At 72.4% G+C, this 26,713-nt stretch carries 29 protein-coding genes; 15 read left to right on the top strand and 14 right to left on the bottom strand.

The window, feature by feature from the left end; all coding sequences use genetic code 11:
* Positions 1-83: 83 nt before the first annotated feature.
* The 7 genes from ACFYZB_RS19805 (at position 84) to ACFYZB_RS19775 (ending at position 7,231) form a co-directional block, all read left to right on the top strand.
* Complete coding sequence (locus ACFYZB_RS19805; RefSeq protein ID WP_388760030.1) at positions 84-1,319, top strand: prenyltransferase/squalene oxidase repeat-containing protein; 1,236 nt, start codon at positions 84-86, stop codon at positions 1,317-1,319.
* Positions 1,316-1,963: an SCO2322 family protein gene (locus ACFYZB_RS19800; RefSeq protein ID WP_388760027.1), complete on the top strand. Its 648-nt coding sequence runs from the start codon at positions 1,316-1,318 to the stop codon at positions 1,961-1,963. Before ACFYZB_RS19805 ends, ACFYZB_RS19800 begins: the two co-directional genes overlap by 4 nt.
* A complete protein-coding gene (locus ACFYZB_RS19795; RefSeq protein WP_388760024.1) occupies positions 1,950-3,104 on the top strand; it encodes a CbiQ family ECF transporter T component in 1,155 nt (384 codons plus the stop codon). Before ACFYZB_RS19800 ends, ACFYZB_RS19795 begins: the two co-directional genes overlap by 14 nt.
* A complete protein-coding gene (locus tag ACFYZB_RS19790; RefSeq protein WP_388760021.1) occupies positions 3,101-4,828 on the top strand; it encodes an ABC transporter ATP-binding protein in 1,728 nt (575 codons plus the stop codon). The genes ACFYZB_RS19795 and ACFYZB_RS19790 overlap by 4 nt, the downstream gene beginning before the upstream one ends.
* On the top strand, positions 4,825-5,655 hold the full coding sequence (locus tag ACFYZB_RS19785) for an ECF transporter S component (RefSeq protein WP_388760018.1): 831 nt from the start codon (positions 4,825-4,827) through the stop codon (positions 5,653-5,655). Before ACFYZB_RS19790 ends, ACFYZB_RS19785 begins: the two co-directional genes overlap by 4 nt.
* A gap of 363 nt (positions 5,656-6,018) precedes the next feature.
* The gene (locus tag ACFYZB_RS19780) at positions 6,019-6,432 is read left to right on the top strand and encodes a transglycosylase SLT domain-containing protein (RefSeq protein WP_351203445.1); all 414 of its coding nucleotides are present in this window, start codon (positions 6,019-6,021) and stop codon (positions 6,430-6,432) included.
* A gap of 100 nt (positions 6,433-6,532) precedes the next feature.
* Positions 6,533-7,231, top strand: coding sequence for a YoaK family protein (locus ACFYZB_RS19775; RefSeq protein ID WP_388760015.1), 699 nt, complete (start codon positions 6,533-6,535; stop codon positions 7,229-7,231).
* 83 nt (positions 7,232-7,314) lie between these two features.
* Here ACFYZB_RS19775 and ACFYZB_RS19770 read toward each other — a convergent pair whose 3' ends face one another.
* A complete protein-coding gene (locus ACFYZB_RS19770; RefSeq protein WP_388760013.1) occupies positions 7,315-8,550 on the bottom strand; it encodes a cytochrome P450 in 1,236 nt (411 codons plus the stop codon).
* 270 nt (positions 8,551-8,820) lie between these two features.
* Here ACFYZB_RS19770 and ACFYZB_RS19765 point away from each other — a divergent pair, with 270 nt between their 5' ends.
* The gene (locus ACFYZB_RS19765; protein ID WP_388760010.1) at positions 8,821-9,990 is read left to right on the top strand and encodes a steroid 3-ketoacyl-CoA thiolase; all 1,170 of its coding nucleotides are present in this window, start codon (positions 8,821-8,823) and stop codon (positions 9,988-9,990) included.
* Here ACFYZB_RS19765 and ACFYZB_RS19760 read toward each other — a convergent pair.
* Entirely contained in the window at positions 9,974-10,162 is a 189-nt protein-coding gene (locus ACFYZB_RS19760; protein WP_388760008.1) for a DUF397 domain-containing protein, read from the bottom strand. The genes ACFYZB_RS19765 and ACFYZB_RS19760 overlap by 17 nt on opposite strands.
* Positions 10,143-10,970 carry a helix-turn-helix transcriptional regulator gene (locus ACFYZB_RS19755; protein ID WP_388760005.1) on the bottom strand — a complete coding sequence of 276 codons (828 nt, stop codon included), beginning with the start codon at positions 10,968-10,970 and terminating at the stop codon, positions 10,143-10,145. The genes ACFYZB_RS19760 and ACFYZB_RS19755 overlap by 20 nt, the downstream gene beginning before the upstream one ends.
* A gap of 108 nt (positions 10,971-11,078) precedes the next feature.
* Between ACFYZB_RS19755 and ACFYZB_RS19750 the strand changes: the two genes are divergently transcribed.
* A complete protein-coding gene (locus tag ACFYZB_RS19750) occupies positions 11,079-11,447 on the top strand; it encodes an ATP-binding protein (protein ID WP_388760149.1) in 369 nt (122 codons plus the stop codon).
* Here the strand turns inward: ACFYZB_RS19750 and ACFYZB_RS19745 are convergent.
* A complete protein-coding gene (locus ACFYZB_RS19745; RefSeq protein ID WP_388760003.1) occupies positions 11,444-11,806 on the bottom strand; it encodes a hypothetical protein in 363 nt (120 codons plus the stop codon). The two genes, ACFYZB_RS19750 and ACFYZB_RS19745, sit on opposite strands and share 4 nt — an antisense overlap.
* Complete coding sequence (locus ACFYZB_RS19740) at positions 11,803-13,845, bottom strand: bifunctional glycosyltransferase 87/phosphatase PAP2 family protein (RefSeq protein WP_388760000.1); 2,043 nt, start codon at positions 13,843-13,845, stop codon at positions 11,803-11,805. Before ACFYZB_RS19740 ends, ACFYZB_RS19745 begins: the two co-directional genes overlap by 4 nt.
* Positions 13,846-14,236: 391 nt before the next feature.
* On the opposite strand from ACFYZB_RS19740, the gene proP reads away from it, so the two are divergent.
* The 3 genes from proP (at position 14,237) to ACFYZB_RS19725 (ending at position 17,557) form a co-directional block, all read left to right on the top strand.
* A complete protein-coding gene (gene proP, locus ACFYZB_RS19735; protein WP_388759997.1) occupies positions 14,237-15,613 on the top strand; it encodes a glycine betaine/L-proline transporter ProP in 1,377 nt (458 codons plus the stop codon).
* 124 nt (positions 15,614-15,737) lie between these two features.
* Positions 15,738-16,838, top strand: a complete 1,101-nt coding sequence (locus ACFYZB_RS19730) for a DUF2330 domain-containing protein (protein ID WP_388759994.1) — start codon at positions 15,738-15,740, stop codon at positions 16,836-16,838.
* Positions 16,839-16,885: 47 nt separating this feature from the next.
* Positions 16,886-17,557 carry an O-methyltransferase gene (locus tag ACFYZB_RS19725; protein WP_388759992.1) on the top strand — a complete coding sequence of 224 codons (672 nt, stop codon included), beginning with the start codon at positions 16,886-16,888 and terminating at the stop codon, positions 17,555-17,557.
* A 25-nt stretch (positions 17,558-17,582) separates the two neighbouring features.
* Here ACFYZB_RS19725 and ACFYZB_RS19720 read toward each other — a convergent pair whose 3' ends face one another.
* On the bottom strand, positions 17,583-17,975 hold the full coding sequence (locus ACFYZB_RS19720) for a hypothetical protein (protein WP_388760146.1): 393 nt from the start codon (positions 17,973-17,975) through the stop codon (positions 17,583-17,585).
* Positions 17,976-18,090: 115 nt separating this feature from the next.
* Between ACFYZB_RS19720 and ACFYZB_RS19715 the strand changes: the two genes are divergently transcribed.
* Complete coding sequence (locus ACFYZB_RS19715; RefSeq protein ID WP_388759989.1) at positions 18,091-18,513, top strand: DUF1992 domain-containing protein; 423 nt, start codon at positions 18,091-18,093, stop codon at positions 18,511-18,513.
* On the opposite strand, the gene ACFYZB_RS19710 is transcribed toward ACFYZB_RS19715, so the two are convergent.
* The 4 genes from ACFYZB_RS19710 to ACFYZB_RS19695 form a co-directional block, all read right to left on the bottom strand.
* The gene (locus ACFYZB_RS19710; RefSeq protein WP_388759986.1) at positions 18,502-19,479 is read right to left on the bottom strand and encodes a hypothetical protein; all 978 of its coding nucleotides are present in this window, start codon (positions 19,477-19,479) and stop codon (positions 18,502-18,504) included. The two genes, ACFYZB_RS19715 and ACFYZB_RS19710, sit on opposite strands and share 12 nt — an antisense overlap.
* Before the next feature lie 5 nt (positions 19,480-19,484).
* Positions 19,485-20,099, bottom strand: a complete 615-nt coding sequence (locus ACFYZB_RS19705) for a hypothetical protein (RefSeq protein ID WP_388759983.1) — start codon at positions 20,097-20,099, stop codon at positions 19,485-19,487.
* Between the two features lie 76 nt (positions 20,100-20,175).
* On the bottom strand, positions 20,176-20,586 hold the full coding sequence (locus ACFYZB_RS19700; RefSeq protein WP_388759980.1) for a nuclear transport factor 2 family protein: 411 nt from the start codon (positions 20,584-20,586) through the stop codon (positions 20,176-20,178).
* A 59-nt stretch (positions 20,587-20,645) separates the two neighbouring features.
* Positions 20,646-21,368 carry a helix-turn-helix transcriptional regulator gene (locus tag ACFYZB_RS19695; protein ID WP_388759977.1) on the bottom strand — a complete coding sequence of 241 codons (723 nt, stop codon included), beginning with the start codon at positions 21,366-21,368 and terminating at the stop codon, positions 20,646-20,648.
* Between the two features lie 51 nt (positions 21,369-21,419).
* Between ACFYZB_RS19695 and ACFYZB_RS19690 the strand changes: the two genes are divergently transcribed.
* Positions 21,420-21,926 (top strand): GNAT family N-acetyltransferase, encoded by a 507-nt coding sequence (locus tag ACFYZB_RS19690; RefSeq protein WP_388759974.1) that lies wholly within the window; start codon positions 21,420-21,422, stop codon positions 21,924-21,926.
* Here the strand turns inward: ACFYZB_RS19690 and ACFYZB_RS19685 are convergent.
* Positions 21,919-23,958, bottom strand: a complete 2,040-nt coding sequence (locus ACFYZB_RS19685) for a DHA2 family efflux MFS transporter permease subunit (RefSeq protein ID WP_388759971.1) — start codon at positions 23,956-23,958, stop codon at positions 21,919-21,921. The two genes, ACFYZB_RS19690 and ACFYZB_RS19685, sit on opposite strands and share 8 nt — an antisense overlap.
* A 616-nt stretch (positions 23,959-24,574) precedes the next feature.
* A complete protein-coding gene (locus ACFYZB_RS19680; protein WP_388759968.1) occupies positions 24,575-24,829 on the bottom strand; it encodes a hypothetical protein in 255 nt (84 codons plus the stop codon).
* Between the two features lie 46 nt (positions 24,830-24,875).
* Between ACFYZB_RS19680 and ACFYZB_RS19675 the strand changes: the two genes are divergently transcribed.
* The gene (locus tag ACFYZB_RS19675) at positions 24,876-25,064 is read left to right on the top strand and encodes a peptidoglycan-binding protein (RefSeq protein WP_388759965.1); all 189 of its coding nucleotides are present in this window, start codon (positions 24,876-24,878) and stop codon (positions 25,062-25,064) included.
* 68 nt (positions 25,065-25,132) lie between these two features.
* Here ACFYZB_RS19675 and ACFYZB_RS19670 read toward each other — a convergent pair whose 3' ends face one another.
* Together ACFYZB_RS19670 and ACFYZB_RS19665 are read right to left on the bottom strand one after the other, a co-directional pair.
* A complete protein-coding gene (locus ACFYZB_RS19670; RefSeq protein WP_388759962.1) occupies positions 25,133-25,801 on the bottom strand; it encodes an HAD family hydrolase in 669 nt (222 codons plus the stop codon).
* Positions 25,802-25,980: 179 nt separating this feature from the next.
* Positions 25,981-26,562 carry a TMEM165/GDT1 family protein gene (locus tag ACFYZB_RS19665; RefSeq protein ID WP_351203408.1) on the bottom strand — a complete coding sequence of 194 codons (582 nt, stop codon included), beginning with the start codon at positions 26,560-26,562 and terminating at the stop codon, positions 25,981-25,983.
* Positions 26,563-26,713 lie beyond the last annotated feature (151 nt).

Here is a 26,713-nt window from a genome sequence, read left to right as displayed (position 1 = left end):
CACCGTCGAGGTTTACGGAACCGAGCCGCCCGGGGTGTCTCCCGTGCGCTGCCGGTTCCCCGCAGGAGAGGCAGTCGCCGACCATGAACGTCCGCCGCAGTGCCGCGGCTCTCGCCGCCGTAGGCGTGCTGGCCGCCGCCGCGCCCGCCACGGCCGCCGGCCAGTCCCCGTCCCCCTCGCCGAAGGTCGCGATCCCGTCCGGGCTGTACGGCACCTCCGACCCGACCTACGACGGCGTGTGGCGCCAGTCGCTGACGCTCATCGCCCAGCGGACCCTCGGCTACCGGCCGGCGGCGAAGGCCGTGGACTGGCTCGCCGGCCAGCAGTGCGCGAACGGCGCCTTCGCCGCGTTCCGCGCCGTCCCCGCCAAGGCCTGCGACGGCAAGGTGATGGTGGACACCAACAGCACCGCGGCCGCGGTGCAGGCCCTGAAGGCGGCCGGCGGGCACGACGACGCCGTCGAAAAGGCGGTGACCTGGCTGAAGTCCGTGCAGAACAAGGACGGCGGCTGGGGATACTCGCCCGGTGGGGCGAGCGACACCAACTCCACCTCGGTCGTCATCGGCGCGCTGACGGCGGTGGGCACGGACCCCGCGTCCGTGCGGAAGGCGGGCAAGTCCCCCTACGACCTGCTGGCCGCCCTGTCCCTCCCCTGCGGCCAGGACGGCGGCGGTGCCCTCGCCTACCAGCCGGACAAGAAGGGCACGTTGGCCGCCAACGCGGACGCCACGGCGGCCGGGGTGCTCGGCGCCCTCGGCAAGGGGTTCGTGGCCGAGGCCGGCCAGGCGCCCGCCAAGGACACGTGCACCAGGGCCGACCGTCCGGCGCAGGTCGCGGACAACGCCGGGGCCTACCTCGCGGCAGCCGTCGGCAGGACCGGGCACCTGCAGTCCGCGCTGCCCGGCGCCAAGGACCAGCCGGACTTCGGCAACACCGCCGACACGGTGGTCGCGCTGGCCGCGGACGGCCGGACCGAGCAGGCGAAGAAGGCGTACGGCTGGCTGGAGAAGAACGCCGGGCACTGGGCGGCGCAGAGCGGTCCTGCGGCGTACGCCCAGCTGATCCTCGCCGCGCACGCGGTCGGCGCCGAGCCCGGCGACTTCGGCGGCACCAGCCTGGTCCGGTCCCTCAACGAGCTCGGCCCGGCGCCGGCCATGGACTCCTCCGCGCACGAGAGCACGAAGGCCGCGACGCCCGAGAAGTCCGAGAAGTCCGAGAGTGGTTCGGTCTTCGGCGTCTGGTGGTTCGTCGGGGTCTGCCTCGTCGCGGGCATCGGCGTCGGCTTCCTGCTCAGCGGCCGGAAGAAGCGCCGGCCGTGAGGGCCGTCCGCCGCACCGCGGGCCTGCTGTGCGCCGCGCTCGTCCTGCTGGCCGGGGCGGGCCAGGCGCAGGCCGCCGGGTATCGCTACTGGTCCTTCTGGGAGCGGTCGGGCGGGCGCTGGACGTACGCCACGCAGGGCCCGTCGACCGCCCGTCCCGGCGACGGCGCGGTGGAGGGCTTCCGCTTCGCGGTGAGCGAGGACTCGGCGGACGCGAGCCGGCCGCGCGGGGCGGCGGACTTCGGCACGATCTGTTCGGGCACGCCCGCCAGGTCCGGTACCGAGCGGGTGGCCGTCGTCCTCGACTTCGGCACCCCCGCGGACGCGCCGTCCGGCGAGACGCCGCCGGCCCGCCGCACGGCCTGCGCGCGGATCCCGGCCGGCGCGACGACCGCCGACGCCCTGGCGGCCGTCGCCCCACCTCTGCGCTACGACACCAACGCCCTGCTGTGCGCGATCGCCGGGTATCCGAAGCAGGGGTGCGGGGAGCAGGTTTCGGGGTCTGCGCCCAGGAAATCGCCGGGAAAGAGCGGTAGTTCGGGGAGCGGACCATCCCTGGACCTGCCGATCGGCGCGGGAGTGGTGGCCGTGCTGGCGGGCGCGGCGGTGTGGCAGTCCCGACGGCGACGCAATGAATCCGTCTGACGCCGCGCCCGCTGCGGGCAGTCGTGCCGCTGGGGGCCCCGCCCAGCCCCGGCGCCGGGCCACTGTTCACCCCGGTGCCTGGTGGCTCTGGGCCTTGAGCCTCGGCACCGCCGCCACCCGCACCACCAACCCCCTCCTCCTCGCCCTCCTCATATCGGCCTCCGCCTACGTCGTGGCGACGCACCGCACCGACACCCCCACCGCCCGCGCCTACCCCGCCTTCGCCAGGCTCGCCCTCGCCGTCCTCCTCATCCGCCTCCTCTTCGCGGTGGCGCTGGGCTCCCCCATCCCCGGCACCCACGCCCTCCTCACGCTCCCCGAGGTCCCCCTCCCCCACTGGGCGCAGGGCATCCGCCTGGGCGGAAAGGTCACGGCGGAGGCGCTCGTCTTCGCCGTCTACGACGGGCTCAAGCTGGCCACCCTCCTGATCTGTGTCGGCGCGGCCAACGCGCTCGCGGCCCCCACCCGCCTCCTCAAGTCCCTCCCCGGCGCCCTGTACGAGACCGGTGTCGCCGTGGTCGTCGCGCTCACCTTCGCGCCGCACCTGATCGCCGACGTCCAGCGGCTGCGCGCCGCCCGCCGGCTGCGCGGCCGCCCGGACCGGGGCCTGCGGGGCCTGCTGCAGGTCGGACTGCCGGTGCTGGAGGGTGCGCTGGAGCGCTCGGTCGCGCTCGCCGCCGCGATGGAGGCCCGTGGCTACGGCCGCACCGTCGAGGTTCCCGACCGCATCCGCCGTACGACGGCCGCGCTCACCCTCGGCGGCCTGCTCGGCGTGTGCGCGGGAACGTACGGGCTGCTCACCGCGGAGGGCGGCACCTACGGCATCCCGCTGCTGCTCGCCGGTGTCGTCGCCGCCGTCGCGGGGCTGCGCCTCGGCGGCCGGCGTTCGCTGCGCACCCGGTACCGGCCGGACCGGTGGGACGTACGGGCCTGGCTGGTCACCGGCTCCGGCGCCGCGGTCGCCGCGCTGCTCGGTCTGGCCTCTGCCCACGACCCGGACGGGCTGCACCCGGGCGTCGTCCCCCTCGTCGCCCCCACCCTCCCCCTGTGGCCCGCCGCGGCGATCCTCCTCGCCCTCCTGCCCGCCTTCGTCGTCCCCAAGGACCCCAAGGACCCCATGGACCCCAAGGAGCCGTCGTGATCCGCTTCGAGGATGTCAGCGTGACGTACGACGGTGCGGCCGAACCGGCCGTCCAGGGCGTCGACTTCGAGGTGCCGGAGGGTGAACTCGTGCTGCTCGTCGGCCCGTCCGGGGTCGGCAAGTCCACCGTGCTCGGCGCGGTGAGCGGTCTCGTGCCGCACTTCACCGGCGGCACCCTGCGCGGCCGTGTCACGGTGGATGGCCGGGACACCCGCACCCACAAGCCGCGCGAACTCGCCGACGTGGTCGGCACGGTGGGCCAGGATCCGCTCGCCCACTTCGTGACCGACACCGTGGAGGACGAACTCGCCTACGGCATGGAGTCGTTGGGGCTTCCGCCGGAGGTGATGCGGCGCCGGGTCGAGGAGACCCTCGACCTGCTGGGCCTGGCAGGACTGCGCGACCGTCCGATCGCCACGCTCTCCGGTGGCCAGCGGCAGCGGGTCGCGATCGGCTCGGTCCTCACCCCGCACCCGCGGGTACTGGTCCTGGACGAGCCGACCTCGGCCCTGGACCCGGCCGCGGCGGAGGAGGTCCTGGCGGTGCTCCAGCGCCTGGTGCACGACCTCGGCACGACGATCCTGATGGCCGAGCACCGTCTGGAACGCGTGATCCACTACGCCGACCGCATGGTCCTGCTGCCCGGCCCCGCCGCACTCCCGGTCGTCGGCACCCCGCCCGAGGTGATGGCGGTGTCCCCCGTCCACCCTCCGGTGGTCGCCCTGGGCCGCCTGGCCGGCTGGTCCCCTCTTCCCCTGACGGTACGAGACGCCCGCCGCACGGCAGGCGACCTGCGAGAACGCCTGGCCGCCGCAGCTGCGGGCAGTCGTGCCACCGGGGCGGCACGGGCGGACGCAGCAGCGCCCGGCCGGCGCCGGCAAGCGGCCCGGCCCCCCGCCGACACCGGCACCGGGCGCCGTCTCCGGTTCCGTCGCCGTTCCTCCGCCACCCACCACACGCAAGCCCCGCAACCGCACATCGCCGAAGTCCACTCCCTCTCCGTCCGCCGCGACCGCGTCACCGCCCTGCGCCACATGGACCTGACCGTCACCCCCGGCGAGACCATCGCCCTCATGGGCCGCAACGGCGCCGGGAAGTCCACCCTGCTCGGCTCCCTGGTCGGACTGGTGACCCCCACCACAGGAACCGTCACCGTCGGCGGAGTCGAACCCCACCGCACCGCACCCCCCGGCCTCGTGCGCCGCGTCGGCCTCGTCCCCCAGGAACCGCGGGACCTCCTCTACGCCGACACGGTCGCCGACGAGTGCGCGGCGGCCGACCGGGACGCGGGAGCCGAGCCGGGGACCTGCCGGGCGCTGGTCTCCGAGCTGTTGCCGGGGATCACGGACGACACCCACCCCCGTGACCTGTCCGAGGGGCAGTGTCTGGCGCTCGCCCTGGCCGTCGTACTGACCGCCCGGCCACCCCTGCTGTTGCTGGACGAGCCGACGCGCGGCCTGGACTACGCGGCCAAGGCCCGCCTGGTGACCGTGCTGCGCGGCCTCGCCGCGGAGGGGCACGCGATCGTGCTGGCCACGCATGACGTGGAGCTGGCGGCCGAGATCGCGCACCGCGTGGTGCTGCTGGCCGAGGGGGAGGTCATCGCCGACGGGCCGACCGCGCACGTCGTCGTCTCCTCGCCGTCCTTCGCGCCGCAGGTGACGAAGATCCTCGCCCCGCAGCAGTGGCTCACCGTCGCCCAGGTGCGCGAGGCCCTCGCATGAGGCCCCCGAGCGCCGCCCGGCTGCACGCCGTCCGGCTCGGCCCCCGCTCGCTCGCCGCGCTGGCCCTGGCCGGCGCGGTCGGTGTCGTCGCCTTCGGCTGGCCCTTCCTCGCTCCGCCCGCCTCCCAGCTGAGCGCTCACGCCCAGGACGCGCCCTGGCTCTTCGCGGGCCTGCTCGTCCTCCTGGTCGCGGTCGTGGCGGCGACGATCTCGGAGTCCGACCTCGGCCCGAAGGCCGTGGCCATGCTGGGCGTGCTCGCCGCGACGGGGGCCGCGCTGCGTCCGATCGGCGCGGGCACGGCGGGGATCGAGCCGATGTTCTTCCTGATGGTGCTCAGCGGGCGGGTGCTGGGCCCCGGCTTCGGCTTCGCCCTGGGCTCGGTGACGATGTTCGCCTCCGCCCTGCTCACGGGCGGGGTGGGGCCGTGGCTGCCGTTCCAGATGCTGTCGATGGGCTGGTTCACGATGGGCGCCGGGCTGCTCCCGGGCCCGGTCCGGCTGCGCGGCCGGACCGAACTGCTGCTCCTCGCGGTCTACGGCTTCCTCGCCGCCTTCGCCTACGGCACGGTCATGAACCTGGCCGGCTGGCCGTTCATGGGAGCCGCCGCCTCGAACATCTCCTTCGACGCCCATGCCTCCGTCCCCGCCAACCTGGCCCGTTTCGTCGCCTACTGCCTGGCGACCTCGCTGGGCTGGGACCTCGGCCGGGCGCTGTGCACGGTGGTGCTGACCCTCTTCCTCGGCCCTGCCGTGCTGCGCGCGCTGCGCCGGGCCACGCGGCGGGCCGCTTTCGAGACCGCGGTCACATTCGACGACCCCGCCACGTGACGGGCGGCACAGCGAACGGTCCCGCTGGGTGAGGTGTCGTATCCGGTACGTGAGCGGGACGGTGAAGCACCCCACATGACGCAGGTCACCTACGACGCGAGACCGTAGTGCGAAATGTCCGATACGCCCTTAAGTGCACTCACGCTGACCTGCGGTTTGCGACCCAGGTCACAGAGTCGGCGAATCCCGCGCATCCGGCCACAACTAGTAAAAGGGGTCATTGCGGACGGCTTTCCGGGCTGCTTCTCTGGACGACGTCGCCAGGCACCACGAGCCCCCGGGCCGCGGTGCCGACGCATGAGGCCACAGCGCGTGGCCCGTCCCATGCGGGCGATCCCCTGTCCCCGACGCAAGAGGTACTCCGTGTCCGTCTCCTTCATCCGCCGCATCGCTTCCCCGAAGAAGGCCCTCACCACCGCCGCCGTGGCCGCCGCCACCGCCGGCCTGGCCCTGACCGCGGCGCCCGCCCAGGCCGCCCCCGCGTCGGCCTCCTCCGCTCAGGCGATCGCGCACAAGATGATCCCGGACGCCGCGCAGTTCAACGCGTTCAGCAAGATCGTCTCCCACGAGAGTGGCTGGAACCCGTCCGCCACCAACAGCTCCACCGGCGCCTATGGCCTGGTCCAGGCCCTGCCGGCCTCCAAGATGGCCTCCGCCGGTGGCGACTGGAAGACCAACCCCGCCACCCAGATCAAGTGGGGCCTGGACTACATGAAGTCCCGCTACGGCAGCCCGGCGAAGGCCTGGACCTTCTGGCAGGCCAACGGCTGGTACTGAGCCGTCCGCACCGCGCCCCGAAGCCGCTGAAGGCGGCGGCCCCCGATCCCCGGGCCGCCGCCTTCGGCGTTCCCTTCTCCCCACGTGGTCCACTGGGGCGGTGAGCGCAGCGGAAGAGGCATCGGCGCAGGAGACGTACGACCGCGAGGCGCGCGGGCTGCGGCTGGTGGTCGTGCTGCTGGCCCTGACGGTGGTCAGCGGGCTGATCGACGCCGTCAGCTATCTGGGCCTCGGCCGCGTCTTCACCGCGAACATGACCGGCAACGTGGTCGTCCTCGGCTTCGCGGCGGCCGGCGCGCCCGGTTTCTCCGTGCCGCACACGGCGACCTCTCTGGGGTGTTTCCTGCTGGGCGCGGTGACCGGCGGCCGGCTGGCGGCCCGCGTCGGCAAGGGCTCGCGCCGCACCTGGACCCGCCTCACCCTGACCGCCGAAGCGGCCTTGGTGGCCCTGTCGGCCGCGATCGCCTTCGCCTGGCCGCACGCCACCGGCACGGTCTACGCCCTGATCGCCCTCACCGGGTATGCGATGGGCCTGCGCAACGCGACGGTCCGCAAGCTGGGCGTGGCCGACCTGACGACCACCGTGCTGACCATGACCCTGACCGGCCTGGCCTCCGAGTCCCGCCTCGGCGACGCCACCGGCCACCGCTCACCGCGCCGTACGGCCTCGGTGATCGCCATGCTCGTCGGCGCCTGTCTGGGCGCGTGGCTGGTCCTGCACCACGGGCTGGGCATCCCGCTGCTGATCGCGGCGGTGACGTCGGGCGTGCTGGCGGCCCTGACATCCGGCCGCGAGTAAGGGGCATGACCTCGGGGGAGGCAGGAACGGGGCGTTGGGGTAGGGGTGCTCCTGCCTCCCTCGGGGTGGGCCGACCCGCCGGGTCAGCCGGTGGTGACCTGGAGTTCCTTGACCCCGTTGATCCAGGCCGAGCGCAGCCGCCGGGGGGCCTCGGCCAGCCGCAGCTCCGGCATCGCGTCGGCGAGCGCGTTGAAGATCAGGTCGATCTCCAGGATCGCCAGGGACTTGCCGAGGCAGTAGTGCGGCCCGCCACCGCCGAAGCCGAGGTGGGGGTTGGGGTCGCGGGTGATGTCGAAGGCGTCGGGGTCGGTGAAGACCTCGGGGTCGTGGTTGGCGGAGGCGTAGAACAGCCCGACGCGATCGCCCTTCCTGATCCGGGCCCCGCCCAGTTCCGTGTCCCGGGTGGCCGTCCGCTGGAAGGCGTTGACCGGGGTCGCCCAGCGCACGATCTCCTCGGCCGTCGTCCCCGGCCGCTCCCGCTTGAACAGCTCCCACTGCCCGGGGTGGGTGAGGAACGCGTGCATGCCGTGGGTGATGGCATTACGGGTGGTCTCGTTCCCGGCGACCGCCAGCATCAGCACGAAGAAGCCGAACTCGTCGGAGTTCAGGTTGCCCTCGTCCTCCGCCGCGACGAGCGTGGTGACGATGTCGTGGGCGGGGCACTGTTTCCGCTCGGCGGCCATGTTCATCGCGTAGGCGATGATCTCGGCGGCCGACTCGGCACCCACCTCCTCGGTGATGGCGTACTCGGGATCGTCGTAGGCGATCATCCTGTTGGACCAGTCGAAGATCTTGGCCCGGTCCTCCTGCGGGACGCCGATCAGCTCGGCTACGGCCTGCAGGGGCAGTTCGCAGGCGACCTCGGTGACGAAGTCGAACGCACCCGAGCGGGCCCTGGCTCCCGCGACGATCGCCTCGGCGCGCGCCCGGAGCCGCTCCTCCAGGGCGCGGATGGAACGTGGCGTGAAGCCGCGCTGCACGATCTGCCGCACCCGCGTATGTTCCGGAGGATCCATGTTGAGCAGGATCAGCCGCTGTGCGTCGATCGCGTCGCGCTCGATGTGCTCGTTGAAGCGGATGATCGCGGTGTTGAGGGTGGAGGAGAAGAGTTCCGGGTGCGTGGAGACGTACCTGACGTCCGCGTGCCGGGTCACGGCCCAGTAGCCGGTGTCGGCGAAACCCGCGAGGCCGTGCGGCTGCGGGATCCAGCGGACCGGCTCGGTGCGGCGCAGCTCGGCGAACTCCGGGAGGGGTACACGGTGGTGCAGCAAGTCGGGGTCGGTGAAGTCGAACCCGTCGGGCAGCGCGGGGCAGTGCATCGGAGAGCTCCCGTCGTCCGTTCTGCGTCCGTTCCTGAGTCGGTTCTGAGTCCGTCCTGACGGCCCATCAGCGAGTGCCGTGAACGTAGTAACGGGTTCTACAAGTCGCAAGAGGTACGGCACCCCCAATCCGTGCGGAATTCGTGCAGATCGCGACTCAGGCACCTGCAAGACTCTTGCGGTGATGGACATCACGTCAGCAGACTGCTGGGCAGAACTAGAACGCGTACTAGTTCTGGAGGAGAGCCCTCTCGGAGAGGACCCGCACCCATGGCCGCCGAACCCGTGATCGTCGAAGCCGTACGGACCCCCATCGGCAAGCGCGGCGGCGCGCTAGCCAATCTGCACCCCGCCTACCTCCTGGGCGAGACCTACCGTGAACTCCTGGGCCGCACCGGCATCCCCGCCGACGCGGTCGAGCAGATCGTCGGCGGCACGGTCACCCACGCCGGCGAACAGTCCATGAACCCCGCGCGCACGGCCTGGCTGACCATGGGGCTGCCGTACGAGACGGCGGCCACGACCGTCGACTGCCAGTGCGGCTCCTCCCAGCAGGCCTCGCACATGGTGGCCAACATGGTCGCCGGGGGCGTGATCGACGTCGGGATCAGCTGCGGCGTCGAGGCGATGAGCCGGGTCCCGCTGGGCTCGGGGTCGAAGCACGGACCGGGCAAGCCGTTCCCCGACGAGTGGAACGTCGACCTGCCGAACCAGTTCGAGGCCGCGGAGCGGATCGCCCGGCACCGGGGGCTGACGAGGGAGGACGTGGACGCACTGGGGCTGCGCTCGCAGGAACGGGCGGCGCTGGCCTGGGCGGAGGAACGTTTCAAGCGCGAGACCTTCGCGGTCCAGGTCCCGACCACCGAGGAGGAGCAGTACGCCGGTCAGGGCATGTGGCGGCTGGTCGACAAGGACGAGGGCCTGCGGGACACGTCCATGGAGGCCCTGGCGGGGCTGAAGCCGGTGATGCCGACGGCGGTCCATACGGCGGGCAACTCGTCCCAGATCTCGGACGGGGCCGCGGCGATCATGTGGGCGTCGAAGCGGATGGCGCGGGCGCTGAAACTGAAGCCCCGGGCGCGGATCGTCGCCCAGGCGCTGGTGGGCGCCGACCCGCACTACCACCTGGACGGCCCGATCGACGCGACCCGCGCGGTGCTGGGCAAGGCGGGGATGTCCCTGAAGGACATCGACCTCGTGGAGATCAACGAGGCCTTCGCGTCCGTGGTGCTGAGCTGGGCCCAGGTCTTCGAACAGGACCTGGACAAGGTCAACGTGAACGGTGGTGGGATTGCGCTGGGTCACCCGGTGGGGGCGACCGGCGCCCGCCTGATCACCACCGCCCTGCACGAACTGGAGCGCGTGGACAAGGAGTTCGCGCTGATCACCATGTGCGCGGGCGGTGGGCTGGCCACGGGGACCATCATTCAGCGGCTTTAGCCGACGTCCAGTTCACAAAGGTGGTGAAGGCGGCGGGATCGACGGTGAGGATCGGTCCCGCAGGGGTCTTTGAGTCGCGGATGGCGACAGTGGCTTCCGCCAGTTCTGCGACCTCGACACATTCGCCGCCCTGGTCTCCGCTGTAGCTGGACTTACGCCAGTTGCGCTCCATAGCGGTCCTCCATCACCCGTCGGATCAGCCCCGCCGAGTCCTTGATAGAGAGCGCGGCGGCTCGAAGATGATCGTAACGGAGCGAGCAGTCCTTGACGGTGTCCGGGTTGGCGGTCGTTTGCCCGCAGCCGTACCCCTCGGTGTAGACGATGCTCGGGTCGCCGACGAAGCGGAAGACGGTGAACGAGCCTTGGAGTCCGGGGTGCTCCCCGACCGAATACGGCAGGATCTGTACGTTGATCCGGGGGTCGTCCTCGAAAGTCAGCAGGTGGGCCAGTTGCTCGCGCATGACCTCCTGACGGCCGATCTCCTGGTGCAGCGCGGCCTCGCTGAGAACCATCCAGAAGACCGGCGGCTCCTCCTTTTCGAAAATGCGCTGGCGAGCGAGCCGAACGGCTGCCCGATCCGCGAGTTTGTCCCGATCCAGCACTCCGAGCACCGCGCGTACATAGGACGGAGACTGAAGCAGACCGTGAATCAGGTGGATCTGAAACGTACAGATCTCCGCCGCCCGCACCTCCAACTCCGCCACCTGCTGAAACCACGCCGGAAGCTGACTCCGCATCACCAGCGGATGCAGCCGTGTCAGTAACCCGCCCGTGCACAGCGCCGCGTCCGCCCGCTGGCTGAAGTCGAGCGTCGGCAGCTTCCGTGCCGTCTCCACCTGGCCCACCATCGACCCCGTGTAGTTGATGATGTCCCCGAGCTGCTTCTGCGTGAGTCCCGCCGCCTCCCGGTACCGGCGCAACTCGAAGCCGTAGTAGTCGAGCGGTGAGGCGCTCGGGTCGAGGGTGTTGATGTTCACCACGGCAAGTCCCCTCTCGGACCTGTTGTGTTCAACCTGTAGCCGAGCGTAGTGATCCGAGGTCAGCCTCGTCCTGTGAACCTCAACTTTCCCCACACCCCCCAGTACCGCATGAACCTCACCGTCGGAGAGCACTCGGTCCGCCACATCCGCCGTATCGTCCGCTCGCTGCTCCAGGAATGGGAGCTGCCGGAGCTGATGTTCGCCGTGGAGCTGGGCATGAGCGAGCTGGTCACCAATGTCGTACGGCACGTACCGGATCGTCGTTGCACCGTGCTGCTCGCCCGGCAGACGGTCGGCGTACGGGCCGAGGTGACCGACGGCTTCGCGCAACTCCCCTCGGCTGGGGACGGCTTGGACCACGAGTCGGAGAGCGGACGCGGCCTCGCGCTGCTGGACGCCGTGGTCGACAAGTGGGGCGTCTCGTCGGCCGGACGCGGAGGCAAGACGGTCTGGTTCGAGTGCGGGGTCACCGCCTAGGCGGGTGCCGCGCGCAGCGCGATGCTTCTGCCGGCCATCTGCGCGAGCGACTTCGCGCGGGCGACGAAGAGGTCGGGGTCGTCCATCCGAGCGGTCACCGCGGGGGGATAGATCTCGGCGTCGACATGGCGGGGAAAGGCGTCGCGTAGGGCGGTCAGGACGTTCGTCCGATCGGGTTCGGGAAGGTCCCCGACGAACACGTAGCCCGATACCGCGCCCGCGGTGACATCGCGCCGGGCCTGATCGTCCGTCACGTGACGGAGGATGAACGCGGCCACGTCGTCGAAGAGGGCCGACGTCGCGAACCAGGCGAGGTTCTCGCCCGACCCGCCGGAGGGCAGGGACACCAGCTTGGTCACAGCTGCCCCTCCGGCACGGCGAGCGGGGCGGGGGACTCCTGGCGTGCCGCCGTCGTCGTCACGAGCCGGGCTCGCGGGCCCTGGAAGACGTACGACAGGCCGAAGCCGGCGCTCACCACCACTGCGCCGCCCACCGCGTCCAGCACCCAGTGGTTGCCGGTGGCGATGATGGCCGAGACGGTGAAGAGGGGGTGCAGGAGGCCCAGTGCCTTCATCCACCACCTCGGGGCGATGACCGCGATGACCAGGCCGCACCACAGGGCCCAGCCGAAGTGCAGCGACGGCATCGCCGCGTACTGGTTGGTGAGCGCGGTCAGGGTGCCGTAGTCCGGCTTGGAGAAGTCCTGGACGCCGTGGACGGTGTCGATCATGCCCAGCCCCGGCATCAGGCGCGGCGGGGCCAGCGGGAAGAGCCAGAAGCCGATCAGGGCGAGGAAGGTGGCGAAGCCGAGGGAGGCGCGCGCCCAGCGGTAGTCGACGGGGCGGCGCCAGTAGAGGACGGCGAGGACCGTCAGGGGCACCACGAAGTGGAAGGACTCGTAGTAGAAGTCGAAGAAGTGCCGGAGCCAGCCGGTCTTCGCCACCGTGTGGTTGGCCCAGTGCTCGATGTCGATGTGCAGGAAGCGTTCGATGTCGAGGACGGTGTGGCCGTGGCGCTCGGCGCGGGCCCGGCCGCCGGAGGCGGTGCCGCCGGTCGCGGCGAGCCGCACCTGCGAGTAGGCGGCGTAGACGACCCGGATGAGCAGCAGTTCCAGGAGGAGGTTCGGGCGGGTGAGGACGCGGCGGAGGAAGGGGAGCAGGGGGACCCGGCGGAAGCGGGCGGGGACCGGCTGCGCGTACTCCGCCGGGATCGGGGTCTGGTAGTGGAGGGAGGTGCGGGACAGGAAGGGGACGGCCGTGGCGGCGGCCAGCGCCGCGAGCAGGACGAGGTTGTCGCGCAGCGGGTGCATCACCGTCATGTTCGGCAGCATCATCTTCGCCGGCAGGGCGGTCACCAGGATCATCGCGACCGGCCAGACGTACCGGTCGGAGGCCCGCCTGCCGACCCGGCCGACCATGGCGAGCAGCACCCACAGCAGCTGGTGCTGCCAGGCGGTGGGAGAGACGGCGACGACGGCGCAGCCGGTGATGGCCACGGCGAGCAGCAGCTGGCCGTCGTGGGCGTAGCGGACGGCGCGGCGCAGGGCGAGCGCGGCGACGCCGGCGCTCAGCAGAAGGAAGAGGGTGATCTCCAGTGGGCCGGTCAGGCCCAGCCGGAGCAGGCCGCCGTGCAGGGACTGGTTGCCGAGGGCATCGGCCTTGCCGCCGAGGCCGACCCCGGCCATGTGGTGCACCCAGTAGGTGTACGAGTCGTGCGGCAGCGCCGCCCAGGCGAGCGCGGTGCAGGCGGCGAAGGTGCCGGCCGTGGCGGCGGCGGCCCGGCGGCGGCCGGTGAACCACAGCAGCGGGGCGAACAGCAGCATGGTCGGCTGCAGCGCGGCAGCCAGGCCTATGCACAGGCCGCTGCCCCGCTGTCCGCGTACGGCGAAGCAGCCGAGCAGGACGAGCAGGACCGGGATGATGCTGGTCTGGCCGAGCCACAGGGCGTTGCGGACCGGCAGCGACAGCATGAGCAGGCTGATCGCGACCGGCGCGGCCAGCAGGGAGGTGCGGCGGCCGACCGGCTGGGGCAGCGCGCGGGCGGCCACCAGGCCGAGGGCGACGACCAGCAGCAGGGTGCCGAAGGTCCAGCCCCAGCCGAGGGCGGCCTGTGCGGACTTGGTGAGCGGTTTGAGGACCAGGCCGGCGAAGGGGGTGCCGGTGAACCGGGTGGAGTCGTAGAGCGAGCCCTTCACGTGCAGCACGCCGTGGGGGCCGACCCAGGTCTCCAGGTCGGTCAGCCGCTCACCGCTCGGCGTGCTGAGGACGACGGTCAGCTGCCGTACCGCGAGGATCGCGGCCACCGCCCACAGGGCGAGCCGCGCCGCGCGCAGCCGGGTCCCGGCCGGGGCCGTGCCGAGTGTGTCCGCCGCTCCCCCGCTGTGCTCCACGTTCGCCACGCCTCGTCGGCCTCCCGCCCCGTCCGGCCCCGGCGCCGGTCACGCCGGATTCCCCTGAGAACCCTATGAGGGTCCCAGCCCCCCGAAGAAGGACGCGGGAAACCCCGGATTCACCTGCCGTCCGCTCTCCTTTTGTCCGGAAGACGACAGTCGGCGGCAGGGCCGGTTGCCCGGTGCAGGCGCGAGAAGGATCACAGCGCGGGACCGGAATGGCTGGTCATGAGTGGGCAGACGTACCTGCGTACCCAGCCTTTGGCTGCACTGTGCAGTTGAGTGCGTGCGTGACGTAAGGGGCCGAAGTCCCCCTATGGTCGGTTTTCGGCCCGTTCCCCGGCAGCGCCGCCGTACGGACCGCGTCCCTGTCCCCGTCGAAAGGTAGGCGAGCCCCGTTTTGGCGACCGCCGCAGCCGTCTCCCCGTCCCTCCCGAAGACCCGGCGGGCCACCCAGGCCCATGACGTCACCGTCACCGACCCCGCGCTCGTCAAGCGCGCCGTGAAGGCGGCCGCGCTCGGCAACGCGATGGAGTGGTTCGACTTCGGTGTCTACAGCTACATCGCGGTCACCCTGGGCAAGGTCTTCTTCCCGTCCGGCAACCCGACCGCGCAGCTGCTGTCGACCTTCGGCGCCTTCGCGGCGGCCTTCCTGGTCCGGCCGCTCGGTGGCATGGTCTTCGGTCCGCTGGGCGACCGCGTGGGCCGCCAGAAGGTCCTCGCCCTCACGATGATCATGATGGCAGCGGGCACGTTCGCGATCGGCCTGATCCCGTCGTACGCGTCGATCGGCGTGGGCGCGCCGCTTCTGCTGCTGGCCGCCCGGCTGGTGCAGGGCTTCTCGACCGGTGGTGAGTACGCCGGCGCGTCCACCTTCATCGCCGAGTACGCCCCCGACAAGAGGCGCGGCTTCTTCGGCAGCTGGCTGGAGTTCGGCACGCTGGCGGGCTACATCGGCGGCGCGGGTCTCGTCACCCTGATGACCGCGCTGCTGTCCTCGGCGGACCTGGTGTCCTGGGGCTGGCGCGTGCCGTTCCTGATCGCGGGCCCGATGGGCATCATCGGCCTGTACCTGCGGATGCGGCTGGAGGAGACCCCGGCGTTCGCCGCGGAGGTGGAGAAGGCGGAGGCCGCCCGGCCCAAGGTGCCCCTGCGCGAGATGGTCGCGGGCCAGTGGAGGGCGCTGCTGCTGTGCATGGGCCTGGTGCTGGTCTTCAACGTCACCGACTACATGCTGCTGTCGTACATGCCGAGCTACCTCACGAGTGAGCTGAAGTACGACGAGACGCACGGGCTGCTGGTCGTGCTCGGCGTGATGGCCCTGATGATGATCGTCCAGCCGTTCGCGGGCGCGCTGACCGACCGTGTCGGCCGCCGCCCGGTGATCGCGGCGGGCTGCGCGGGCTTCCTGTTCCTCTCCGTCCCGGCCGTGCTGCTGATCCGGCAGGGCAGCCTGCTCGCGGTGGGGCTGGGCATGGGTGCGCTGGGCCTTCTCCTGGTCTGCTTCACGGCGGCCATGCCGGCCGCGCTGCCCGCTCTCTTCCCGACGCGGGTGCGGTACGGGTCCCTGTCCATCGGCTTCAACGTCTCGGTGTCCCTGTTCGGCGGGACGACGCCGCTGGTCGTGACCGCGCTGATCGGGGCGACGGGGAACATGATGATGCCCGCGTACTACATGATGGCGGCGGCTGTCGTGGGCGGGTTCGCGGTGTGGCGGATGTCCGAGTGCGCGGGGCGGCCGTTGCCGGGTTCCGCCCCGGCGGTGGAAGGCCGCTGAGCGCCGCAGGGGTACGGGTCGCCGAAGTGCCGCCGACCGCACGGCACCTCCCGGCGGGCAGCGCCCCGACGTGACCGGCACCGGCGCCGGAACCGTTCACGGATCCGGCGCCGTCTGTTGCCCCGTGAAACGCAGCCGCATACTCACCCTGGTCCTCGCCCTGCTCGGTATTCAGCTGAGCTGGCTCGTCGCCCCCGCCTACGCCTGTGGGTGCGGGGCGATGGTGCCGGATCCGGCGACGGAGATCGCCGTCGCCCAGGAGCAGTCCGTGCTGCGCTGGGACGGCCGCGAGGAGCAGATCGTGATGCGGCTGACGGTGAACGGCGACGCGCGACACGCCGCCTGGATCATGCCCGTCCCGCACCGGGCGACCGTCCGCCTCGGCGACCCGGCCCTCTTCGACCAGCTCGCCGAGGCCATCCAGCCCGTCCACCGCACCCGGTACTACTTCTGGCCGAAGAACGGCGACTGGCCCTTCGACAACGGCGATGCGGAAGACGCCGCCGCACCCCCCGGGGCCGTCGGCGGCGTGGGCGTGGTCGGCCGCCAGCGGCTCGGCCCCTTCGACGTGGCCCGGCTGACCGCCACCGACCCCGCGGCCCTCGGCGACTGGCTGCACGCCCACGGCTTCTCCCTGACCGCCCGCCTGCGGACGGCCCTGCAGCCGTACGTCGACCGGCGCTGGGAGTACGTGGCCGTCCGCCTCGCCCCAAACGCCCCGGGCAGCGCCCTGCACGGCGCGCTGGACCCCCTCCACCTCACCTTCTCCGCCGACCGCCCGGTGTACCCGATGCGGCTCTCCCGCCTGGCCCGCACCCCGCAGTCGCTCGGCCTGTACGTCCTGGCCGCGCACCGCATGCAGACCCGCACCGACATCGGTGGCCTGCGGCCCAGCGTGGTCTTCGCGGGCCGTCTCCGCACGCACGCCGGCACCCTCGGCACGCTGGCCGCCGGCACGCCGTACCTGACCGCGCTCACCCAGCAGTTCCCCGAGCCCGCCCGCATCTCCGGCGACCACGAGCTGCGCCGGGCCGCCGCCGACACCCCGGTCCAGCAGGTGGTCTACGACTACCGGATGCGTGCGGTCGCCGGGGTCCCGGCCTGGCTGCTCACCGCGGGCGGAGCACTCCTGCTGGTCGCGGCCGCCGTCGCCGTGATCGTCGTACGGTACTGCCGGCGGCCGGTGAATCCATCGATGATCACGCCGTCGGCGCCCGTCGGCTGAGACGATGTCGGCGGGAAGGGCAGGCACTCGGGAAAGGCAGCAGGAGCATGAGCGACTCCCAGCTCTGGGACGACGTCGACGACTACTTCACCAGCCGGCTCGCCTCCGATGACGAGGCGTTGCGGGCGGCCCTGCGGGAGAACGACGCAGCCGGGTTGCCGCAGATCGCCGTCACGGCGGCGCAGGGCAAGTTCCTCCAGTTGCTCGCCCAGGTGCAGGGCGCGCGGCACATCCTGGAGATCGGCACACTCGGCGGTTACAGCACGATCTGGCTGGCGCGGGCCCTGCCCGAGGACGGCAGGCTGGTGTCGCTGGAGTACAACGCCCGGCACGCGGAGGTGGCCACCCGGAACCTCGCCCGGGCCGGCCTGGACCGGGTCGCGGAGGTGCGGGTGGGCCCGGCCCTGGAGTCGCTGCCCAAGCTCGCCGACGAGAACCCGGCCCCGTTCGACCTGGTGTTCATCGACGCCGACAAGGCCAACAACGCGCACTACGTGGAGTGGGCGCTGCGGCTCACCCGCACCGGCAGCCTGATCGTCGTGGACAACGTGGTGCGCGGCGGCCGGGTCGTCGACGCGAGGAGCACCGAGCCGGACGTCGTGGGCACGCGCGCCGCGATCGAGCTGATCGCCACCCATCCGAGGCTGACCGGCACGGCGATCCAGACGGTCGGCAGCAAGGGATACGACGGCTTCGCGCTGGCCCGGGTACTGGACTGAGCCGGTCCGGCGCCCCGTCGGGAGCTCACACCTCGTGGTAGAAGCCGACGTTGACGCTGCGCGGCGCGGTGCGGTCCTGGACGACGATCTCGCCGGACCCGCCGCGCGGCAGCGGTACGGTCGCGCCGTAGCCGACGGGCTGTGCGTACTCCCCGACCAGCAGCCGCACTTCGGCCGACGGCTCGGCCTGTGAGCCGCGCAGCCAGGTGAGTTGCCAGCCACCGTCGGGGCCGCACAGGAACTCCAGATGGACCCGGGAGACGAACAGCCAGTCGTCGGGGGTGACCAGCCGGCACAGGGAGGCGTCCCGGCCGACCCGGAGCACGGCGCCCGGCTCGCTCGGCGCGTCGGCCATCGTCATGCCGGCCGTGGCACCCGCGTCGGCCCCGGAGACGGTGGCCATGGTGAGTTCGAGCACGCGCGTTTCCCCCTGTACGACCAGCTGCACGACCATCGTTGCACGGCGGCCGGATTGCGGTGCCGCCGCCGCATGATAAAACGCCCGGCGGAGCCGCGTCCGGCACAATGGGTTCATGACCGAGCGAAAGCCACCGGGTGTGCCGTTCGAGTCCTGGGTCGACAAGCAGATCCGCGACGCGCAGGGACGGGGTGAGTTCGAGCGGCTGCCGGGCGCGGGTGAGCCGCTGCCCGCCGAGGTCGACTCCACCTACGACGAACTGTGGTGGGTCAAGCGGAAGATGGCGCGCGAGGGCCTGTCCGTGCTGCCGCCCGCCCTCGCCCTGCGCAAGGAGGCCGAGGACGCGCTCGCGGCGGCCTACGCGGCGCCCTCCGAACGGATCGCGCGAAAGATCATCGAGGACGTCAAGATCAAGGACATGATGTTCAAGCCGCCGCCCGGTCCTCCGCTGGGCAGGAAGCCGTACGACGTCGAGGAGGTCGTACGCGAGTGGCGGCAGCGCAGGGCTGCCGCCGGACCTGGTCCCTCACAGGTGTAGCAGGCGCCCGGCCAGCTCCTGGTAGTCACGCAGAGCCAGCCGGAGCTGCTCGGTGTCGGTGTCCGAGCCCGGTCCGCGGTCCTCGGACGCCTCCCAGGAGCGCCGCAGCGTACGCCGCCGCCGCTCCACGGCCTCTTCGAACCGCCCCGCGATCTCCTCCAGCACGTGATCGGCCTGCTCGACCGCGCCCCGGGGCTCGTCCACGAACCCGGCGGCCAGCTGCCGCATCGCCTGCTCCCAGTGGTCGGTCTCCTCGTGGGGCAGCAGCGGGGCACCGGCGCCGGAGGGCGCGGGAGCCGCCTCGCCGACGGCGGAGTCACCGCGGGAGACACCGGCGGCCGGTCCGGCTCCGGCTGCGGTCGCGGGCCCGTGCGTGCCGGTGCCGGCCGGCGCCGCCGGCCACGCGTCCGGCTCCCTGGAGTCGGTGGTGTGCGCGTCGCGCGCGCTCACATCACCGGGGGACGGAACCCCCAGCCCGTCGTCCGGCATCGGACTCTCATACCCGCCACCCCCCTCACCGGACATCCGGCCCGCGCGCCCCGCCCCGGGCTCGCCCGGCAACCCGCCCCCGGCGGGCATCCGCCCCTCGCCCACGGGCATACCCCGCGGGCCCCCGTACGGCATCCCGGGTTCGATCGGCATCCCGGGTTCGATCGGCATCCCGCCCTCGCCGGGGGTCAGGGCCTCGGTGGGAGGTCGGTCGGTCGTGGGGTCCGGTCGGTGTATGGGGGTGTCCTCCGGGGTGAGGTCGTCGGCGGTCAGGCCGTTTCTGCCGGGGCCGATCGAGCCGGGGAGGTGGTACGTGGCGCCTGGCGGGGGTTCGCCGGGGAGGCGCTCCTCGGGCAGGGGGTCTCTTGGAGTGTGCCGGCCCACGGGCATGTCCTCGGGGGTCCAGTCCTCGTCCGGCGGCCGGCGGAAGCGGCCGGTGGAACGCTCGTCGCCGGTGCCGCCCGTCCTGTCCGACATGATGCTCAACTCCCCTTCGAGTGGCTCGCGTGGGTCGCACGGTGGCGGCCGTGTTCCCGGGAGGGGTGGGTCAGGTCGTCGAAGAGGGCGCGGGCGCCGACGAGCGCCGTACGCATCTCCTCGGTCCCGGAGCCGGCCTCGGTCAGCCCGTCGCGCGCACCGGCACGGGCCACCCGGTGCACCTGCCGGTAGCCGTCGACGTGGTCGGCGTGGTGCACGGACAGCGCGGCGAACTGCTCGTCGTAGCGCCCGCCGTCCGGGTAGCCGCGCGCGGCCGCGAGGTCCGCGAGCAGCCGGTCGGCCTCGGCCACCGCCTGCCGCGGCGACTGCACGAAGTGTTCCTGTACGGCCGTCCAGCGGGCCGCGTAGTGCTCCGGCCCGGCCGGGTCCAGCGGCCGTTCCCGCAGGTCGCCGTGGCGTTCGACGCGCTCGGCCAGCTCCCGTTCGGCGGCCGTGGTGTCCCCGTCGTACAGGGCGACGGTCCGCTCGTACTCGGGGCCGAAGCGCCGCTTCAGGCGGGGCCCGCCGTACCGTCCGCGCCCGCGCAGGATCGGAGCGGTGGCGGCGGCGATGATCACGACCGCCACGATCACGGTCAACACGATCATGCCTGTGGACATGGCTGCCTCCGGTCGGACCGGCCCCACTGGCCGGCTCCCCCTCCGGGTGACCCGGAAGGGGAGCGGCAAACGGTGGTCAGTCCGCGAAGCGGCGCAGTCCGGTCACCGACCACACGGCCGAGATGCGCCCGTCCACCACCTCCAGCAGATCGATCCCGCTCTTCTGGGTGCCGTCCGCCAGGGTCACGTACCAGGAGCAGGCGACCCGGCCCAGCTCGCCGTCCACCGTCGGCGGGCCGTCGACGGTGAAGCTCAGCCCGGGCCGCTCCTCGCGGAAGGCGGAGACCAGGCCGACCATCCCGGCGGGGCCGTGCACCTCGTCGGTGACGGCACCCCGGTCGGGGTCGTTCGCGAAGCGGATGCGGAAGCCGGGTGCGAGGAAGGCCTCCGGGTCGCCGAAGTCGCCGTTCCACAGCGCGGTCCAGCGGTCACAGAGGGCGGTACCGGCGGCAGGGGTGAGGGCGCTTGTCTGCTGTGTCGTTGTCATGGGCATCAGCCTCCGCCTCCTCCGCGACACCCCCCTGTCGGTGATTGCCGTCACATCCGTCAGACCACCGCCGCCGCGTCGAGCGGTACGACGTCGGAGCCGAGCGTGTCGAGGGCGGCGAGGTCGACGGTGCGCTGCGGGGCCCGTTCGTCCAGGGCCGTGGCCGCGCGGACCCGGTCCAGCCGGAAGCCGCGCGGGGCGTCGCGCAGCCGGCACCACCCCGCCAGATACCAGTGCTCCTCCCCACCGAGGAAGCCGAGCGGTTCCACGTCCCGGGCGGTGACCCGGCCGGCGGCGTCGGCGTACTCCAGCCGCAGCACCCGGCCCGCGGTCAGCGCCTCCCGCAGCGGGCCGGGCACCACGGGGCCGGCGGGCCGCTCCGGGCGGGCGGCCGGCACGAGCAGCCGTACCCGCTCGGTCAGCTCGGCCGCGGCCCTGCGCTCCCGTTCCGGCATCACGGCCAGCACCTTGTGCAGCGCGCTGCGCGCGTCCGCCGCGAACGGCGTCCCGGCCAGGGCGTGCAGCCCGACGGCGAGGGCGGTCGCCTCGGCCGGGGTGATGGTCAGCGGCGGCAGCGTCCGCTCCTTGTCGAGCACGTACCCGCCGCTGCGGCCCGGCTCGGCGTGGATGGGCACACCGGACTGCTGCAACGCGGCCAGGTCCCGCTCGACGGTGCGGACGCTGACCTCGAAGCGCCGGGCGAGCGCACGGGCGCTGCGGGGCCGGGGAGCGGCGGCGCGCAGCTCCTCGACGAGGGCGTAGAGGCGGTCGGTGCGGTTCACGCACCCAGTCTCGGGGAAATTCGCTCGGGGGTGTGGCGCCGGCCGCCGACAATGGCCGGCATGACGTGGACGATCACCCCGGAACCGTACGACTCCCCGGTCGCCGCCGCGCTGTGGCGGGCGTACTACACGGAGGTCAGCGACCGCTGGTACCTGCTGCACGAGGGCCGTCGTACCGACCCGGACGAACTGGAGCGGGAGATCACCGCCGGCAGCGGGGCCGAACTCGTGCCTCCCACCGGCCAGTTGCTCGTCGGGCGGTACGACGGCGAACCGGCCGGTTCGGCGGGGGTACGGCTGCTGGAGCCGGACACGGCGGAACTGACCCGGGTGTTCGTGTACGAGCACCTGCGGGGCAGGGGCGGGGCCCCGTTGCTGGTGGCCGCCGCCGAGCGGGCAGCCCGCGGCCTGGGCGCCCGGCGGCTGGTCCTGGACACCCGCAGCGACCTGGTGGAGGCCCGCGCCCTGTACGCCCGCCTCGGCTACACGGAGACCGACCCGCACAACGACGACGTCTACGCCGAGCACTGGTTCCGCAAGGAGCTGGTGGTCAACTGACCTTGGCACCGGTCGCGTTGTGCGGTCGTTCGCGATCGGTTCCGCACAGTTCGCCGGTGAGTTCCCTGACGAGCTGGGTCAGGTCGGTGGAACGGCCGGGCTCCCACCAGTCGCCGAGGAGCTCGGCGAGCGACTCCTCGCGTGCCTTGGCGAGCCGTTCGGCGACCTGGCGGCCGGACTCGGTCAAGTACAGGTCCAGGCCCTGGCGTTCGGCCAGACGCCGTTCCTCGACCTGGCGGGCGGCGGCGAGGACGGCCTCCAGCGGGACGGGGCTGCGCTCGGCGAGCACGCCCGGCTCGACGGAGCCGTACTTGCGGATGCGCAGCAGCATCCAGCTGGCGGCGGGCAGCAGGTCGTACCCGGCACGTTCGGTGATCTTCCGGTAGACCTCGCGGCGGCCCTCGCGGGTGCCGAGCAGGGACAGGGCCCGGCTGCACTCGTCGTAGGAGGACCTCTCGACCGGGTTGGGCGGGATGGTCTCGGAGGCGTCCGGCGCGGTGACCGAGCCGCGCAGCGGGTCCTCCTTCAGGAACCAGGCCAGCAGGAAGCCGAGGAGGGCGACGGGGGCGGCGTAGAGGAAGACGTCGGTGATGGCGGACGCGTACGCGTGCAGGGCCGCCGGGCGCAGGGCGGGCGGCAGGCCGGCGATGCCGCGCGGGTCGGACTTGAGGGCGTTCGCGGACATGCCCGGCGGCAGGCTCACGCCCCGGAGGGCGGCGGCGAGCTTGTCGCCGAGGCGGCTCGCGAAGACCGTGCCGAAGATCGCCACGCCGAAGGAGGCGCCGATGGAGCGGAAGAAGGTCGCGCCGGAGGTGGCGACGCCCAGGTCCTCGTACGACACGGCGTTCTGCACGATGAGGACGAGCACCTGCATGACCAGGCCGAGTCCGAGGCCGAAGACGAAGAAGTAGACGCTCATCACGGCGGTGGAGCTGTGCTCGTCGAGCCGGTGCAGCAGGAGCAGGCCGATGGTGGTGACGGCGGTGCCGGCGAGCGGGAAGACCTTCCAGCGGCCGGTGCGGCTGACGATCTGCCCGGAGATCGTGGACGACAGCAGCAGACCGACGACCATGGGCAGCATGTGCACGCCGGACAGGGTCGGCGAAATGCCGTGCACGACCTGGAGGAAGGTCGGCAGATAGGTCATCGCCCCGAACATGGCGAAGCCGACGATGAAGCTGATGACGGCGGCCAGGGTGAAGGTGCGAATGCCGAACAGCTTCAGCGGCAGCACGGGTTCGGCGGCCCGGCGCTCGACGGCCACGAACGCCACGGCCAGCAGCACGCCCAGCCCGGCGAGCCCGGTGATCGGCGTCGACCCCCAGGCCCAGGTCGTACCGCCGAGGGAGGCGACGAGGACCAGGCAGGTGGCGACGGAGGCGATGAGGACCGTGCCCAGGTAGTCGATGACGTGGTGGGCGGTGCGGCGCGGGATCTGCAGGGCGGTGGCGATCACGGCGAGCGCGACGACACCGACGGGCAGGTTGACGTAGAACACCCAGCGCCAGCTCAACTGCTCGGTGAGCAGCCCGCCGAGCAGCGGGCCCAGCACGCTGGTCGCCCCGAACACGGCCCCGAACAAACCCTGGTAGCGCCCGCGTTCACGCGGCGGCACGATGTCGCCGACGATCGCCATGGACAGCACCATCAGCCCGCCGCCGCCGAGGCCCTGCAGCGCGCGGAAACCGATCAGCTCGGGCATGTTCTGCGCCATGCCGCACAGCGCGGAGCCGACGAGGAAGATGACGATGGCGGCCTGGAAGAGCCGCTTGCGGCCGTACTGGTCGCCGAGCTTGCCCCACAGCGGGGTCGCGGCGGTCGAGGCCAGCAGGTAGGCGGTGACCACCCACGACAGGTGCTCGAGACCCCCGAGATCGCTGACGATGGTGGGCAGCGCGGTCGCCACGATCGTCTGGTCGAGCGCGGCGAGCAGCAGTCCGAGGAGCAGGGCGCCGATCGAGACGAACACGTTGCCGGAGACGTGCTCGGCGGCCTTGATCTCCTTCTCCGTGCCGTGCGTGTCCAGGGCCATGGAGACCTCCCGGGGCTCGGATGCGCTTCTTCCATCGTGGTCGGTGTCACCGTTTATGGCCTGTCGAGTCCCGCGTTTTCGGCGGCGGATGCGAAGAAGATGCGCATAGGGTCTGTAGTTCGTGGGGGGAGGGCGAACACGTGAGTGAATCCGATGGACCCGAGGGCCGCGGCTGCCCGGAGTGCGGCGCGCCGAGGGGCCCGGACCTGAGCCCGTCCTGCGACTGCACCGAGCGCGCGGCCGAGGCCCTGCACGAGACCCGCACGGCCGAGGCGGCAGCGGCGGAGGACTTCGATCCGCTGCGGATACGACCGTATGTGCAGGTCGAGCCGGCCGAGACGACGCTGCCGTCACAGCGCCCCGCAGGGGGGCGGGGCCGTGTTCGACATGCGGCTACCGCCGCGATGGGGGTCCCCCCGGGTTCGAGCGAAGCCGAGAACCTGGGGGAGCGACCGGCCCCAACGGCGCCGCAGCCGAAAGACGAACCGTCACGGCCGTACGACGACCCGCCACAGCCGAACCGGCGAAGCGCCCGCCGCGCCCTCCTGTTGTCCGTCATGGCCGCCGGCATGGCGACCGTGGGGGCGGCCGGGTTCGCGGGCGGGCTGCTCTCGTATCACACGCCGTCGCGGGACAGGGCGGCCCAGGAGGTCAGACCGAGCGTCCCGGAGGTGAGCACACCCGGACCGACGGCACCGGCGTCCTCCCCCACCCCGCCCCGCTCGCCCCTGCCCTCGCCTCGCGTTCCGGCGAGCCGTCCGAGCCGGTCGGCCACGCCGTCCACGTCCCCCGACCCGACCCCGTCCGCCACGCCGTCCCGTCCGGCCTCCCCCAGCGCCTCCACGGCGACCTTCGCCGCCCCGCGGAACACCCCGGCCGTCGCTCCGGTGCTGCAACGCGGCGACCAGGGTCCGCAGGTGACCGAACTCCAGGAGCGGTTGCGGCAGTTGAATCTCTACGGCGACGAGATCGACGGCGTCTTCACCCGCCCGGTCGAGGACGCCGTGCGCAACTACCAACTGGCCCGGGGCATCCAGGGCGACGCCCTGGGGGTGTACGGGCCGGCGACGAGGAAGAGCCTGGAGGCGGAGACGGCCGAGCCATGAGGGCGGGCGACGCGATGCGGCGGCCGGCCACGATGGCCGTCGGCCGACGTGCAGCCGCGGCCCCCGCCTCAGCCGATGTGCAGCCGGACCGATCCGTCGCCCGTCGCCTCGACCCGCACGCGCGTCAGGTCGGGCACGGTCACGTCGGGGCCGTGCAGACCCGCACGCGGCCCGACCCCCACCACCGTCATTCCCGCGGAGCGCCCCGCCGCGATCCCCGCGCCGGAGTCCTCGAAGACGACGCAGTCCGCCGGGTCCACGCCGAGTTCGGCGGCGCCCTTCAGAAACCCCTCCGGATCGGGCTTGCTCGCGCCCACCGACTCGGCGGTGACGCGGACCTCCGGCAGCGGCAGCCCGGCGGCGTTCATGCGCGCGGTGGACAGCGGCACGTCGGCGGAGGTCACCAGCGCGTGCGGAAGACCGCGCAGGGAGGCGAGGAAGGCCGAAGCGCCGGGGATCTCGACCACACCGTCGATGTCGGCGGTCTCCTCGGCCAGCATGCGCGCGTTGTCGGCGAGGTTCTGCTCCATGGGCCGGTCGGGCAGCAGTACGGCCATGGAGGCGTGCCCCTGGCGGCCGTGGACGACCTTCATCACCTCGTCGCCGTCCAGCCCGTGCCGCTCGGCCCAGCGGCGCCAGATGCGCTCGACGACGGCGTCCGAGTTGACGAGGGTGCCGTCCATGTCGAGCAGGAGGGCGCGGGCGGTCAGGACGGTGGGCGCGGTGGTGGCCGTCATCGGCAGCTCCAGGAGGCTCCGGGAAGGAAAATCCCCCGAGGAAAGCCCTCAGGGGAGGGACAAGGCGGCCCCGCCCGCCGGTCAGGGAAAACGGGCGGGAGCCACTTTGTTTCTCCACGGTACAAAACCCGGGGCGGATCCCGCCACCACCCCGGGCGAGGGTTCACCCACCGTTCAGCTCAGCCGGCCACGGCTTCGTACAGACTGAACACGCCGAGCGCGAGCATCAGCAGCGCCGCGATCTGCGTGATCAGCCGCAGCGGCACCCTCTTCATCAGGGCCTTTCCGCCGACGATGCCGAGTGCGGCAACGGCCCACAGGCCGAGCACGGCACCGAGGCCGACGGAGACCGGGTCGTCGTAGCGGGCGGCGAGGTTGGCGGTCATGATCTGGGTGAGATCGCCGAACTCGGCGACGAGGATCAGCATGAAGCCCGTACCCGCGACCCTCCAGAAGGACTGGTCGGCGGGCTTCTTGATCTCCTCTTCGTCCTCGTCCTTCTTCAGCAGCAGCATCGCGGCACCGCCGAGGAAGAGGACGCCGGTGAGGGCGTGCACGATCTGCTGGGGCAGCAGGGTCAGCACACTGCCGGCCGCGACGGCCAGCACGACGTGTAGCAGGAAGGCGGCGGCGACGCCCGCGAAGACGTAGCTCGCGCGGTAGCGGGTGCCGAGGACGAGGCCGGCGAGCGCGGTCTTGTCCGGCAGTTCGGCGAGGAAGATGACGCCGAAGACGAGCGCCGTCACGGTGATGCTGATCAAGGGTCCTCAATCGGTCGGGGCTGCCCCACCGAGAGTGCGGTACGTCATGCGATGACACCTCGGCACGGCAGCACACTCGGCGTCCGTGCCACGGGGACACGGACGTGCACTGCTTGCCGAAGGTCTCGCTGGCGGTCCTCGAAAACCCGAG

It is taken from the genome of Streptomyces sp. NPDC001852 (genome assembly GCF_042891825.1).
Lineage (GTDB): Bacteria > Actinomycetota > Actinomycetes > Streptomycetales > Streptomycetaceae > Streptomyces.
Note: the sequence above shows the minus strand (reverse complement) of the source record. Positions and strands in the feature narration are given on the sequence as shown.

What these genes read in the sequence shown, in the direction of transcription:
- ACFYZB_RS19705 (WP_388759983.1), bottom strand. Translation starts at nt 20,099, where the DNA reads ATGTCCACAGGCATGATCGTGTTGACCGTGATCGTGGCGGTCGTGATC.
- ACFYZB_RS19765 (WP_388760010.1), top strand. Translation starts at nt 8,821, where the DNA reads ATGGCCGCCGAACCCGTGATCGTCGAAGCCGTACGGACCCCCATCGGC.
- ACFYZB_RS19690 (WP_388759974.1), top strand. Translation starts at nt 21,420, where the DNA reads ATGGCCGGCATGACGTGGACGATCACCCCGGAACCGTACGACTCCCCG.
- ACFYZB_RS19700 (WP_388759980.1), bottom strand. Translation starts at nt 20,586, where the DNA reads ATGACAACGACACAGCAGACAAGCGCCCTCACCCCTGCCGCCGGTACC.
- ACFYZB_RS19725 (WP_388759992.1), top strand. Translation starts at nt 16,886, where the DNA reads ATGAGCGACTCCCAGCTCTGGGACGACGTCGACGACTACTTCACCAGC.
- ACFYZB_RS19710 (WP_388759986.1), bottom strand. Translation starts at nt 19,479, where the DNA reads ATGTCGGACAGGACGGGCGGCACCGGCGACGAGCGTTCCACCGGCCGC.
- ACFYZB_RS19685 (WP_388759971.1), bottom strand. Translation starts at nt 23,958, where the DNA reads ATGGCCCTGGACACGCACGGCACGGAGAAGGAGATCAAGGCCGCCGAG.
- ACFYZB_RS19715 (WP_388759989.1), top strand. Translation starts at nt 18,091, where the DNA reads ATGACCGAGCGAAAGCCACCGGGTGTGCCGTTCGAGTCCTGGGTCGAC.
- ACFYZB_RS19750 (WP_388760149.1), top strand. Translation starts at nt 11,079, where the DNA reads ATGAACCTCACCGTCGGAGAGCACTCGGTCCGCCACATCCGCCGTATC.
- ACFYZB_RS19805 (WP_388760030.1), top strand. Translation starts at nt 84, where the DNA reads ATGAACGTCCGCCGCAGTGCCGCGGCTCTCGCCGCCGTAGGCGTGCTG.
- ACFYZB_RS19795 (WP_388760024.1), top strand. Translation starts at nt 1,950, where the DNA reads ATGAATCCGTCTGACGCCGCGCCCGCTGCGGGCAGTCGTGCCGCTGGG.
- ACFYZB_RS19770 (WP_388760013.1), bottom strand. Translation starts at nt 8,550, where the DNA reads ATGCACTGCCCCGCGCTGCCCGACGGGTTCGACTTCACCGACCCCGAC.
- ACFYZB_RS19785 (WP_388760018.1), top strand. Translation starts at nt 4,825, where the DNA reads ATGAGGCCCCCGAGCGCCGCCCGGCTGCACGCCGTCCGGCTCGGCCCC.
- ACFYZB_RS19760 (WP_388760008.1), bottom strand. Translation starts at nt 10,162, where the DNA reads ATGGAGCGCAACTGGCGTAAGTCCAGCTACAGCGGAGACCAGGGCGGC.
- ACFYZB_RS19670 (WP_388759962.1), bottom strand. Translation starts at nt 25,801, where the DNA reads ATGACGGCCACCACCGCGCCCACCGTCCTGACCGCCCGCGCCCTCCTG.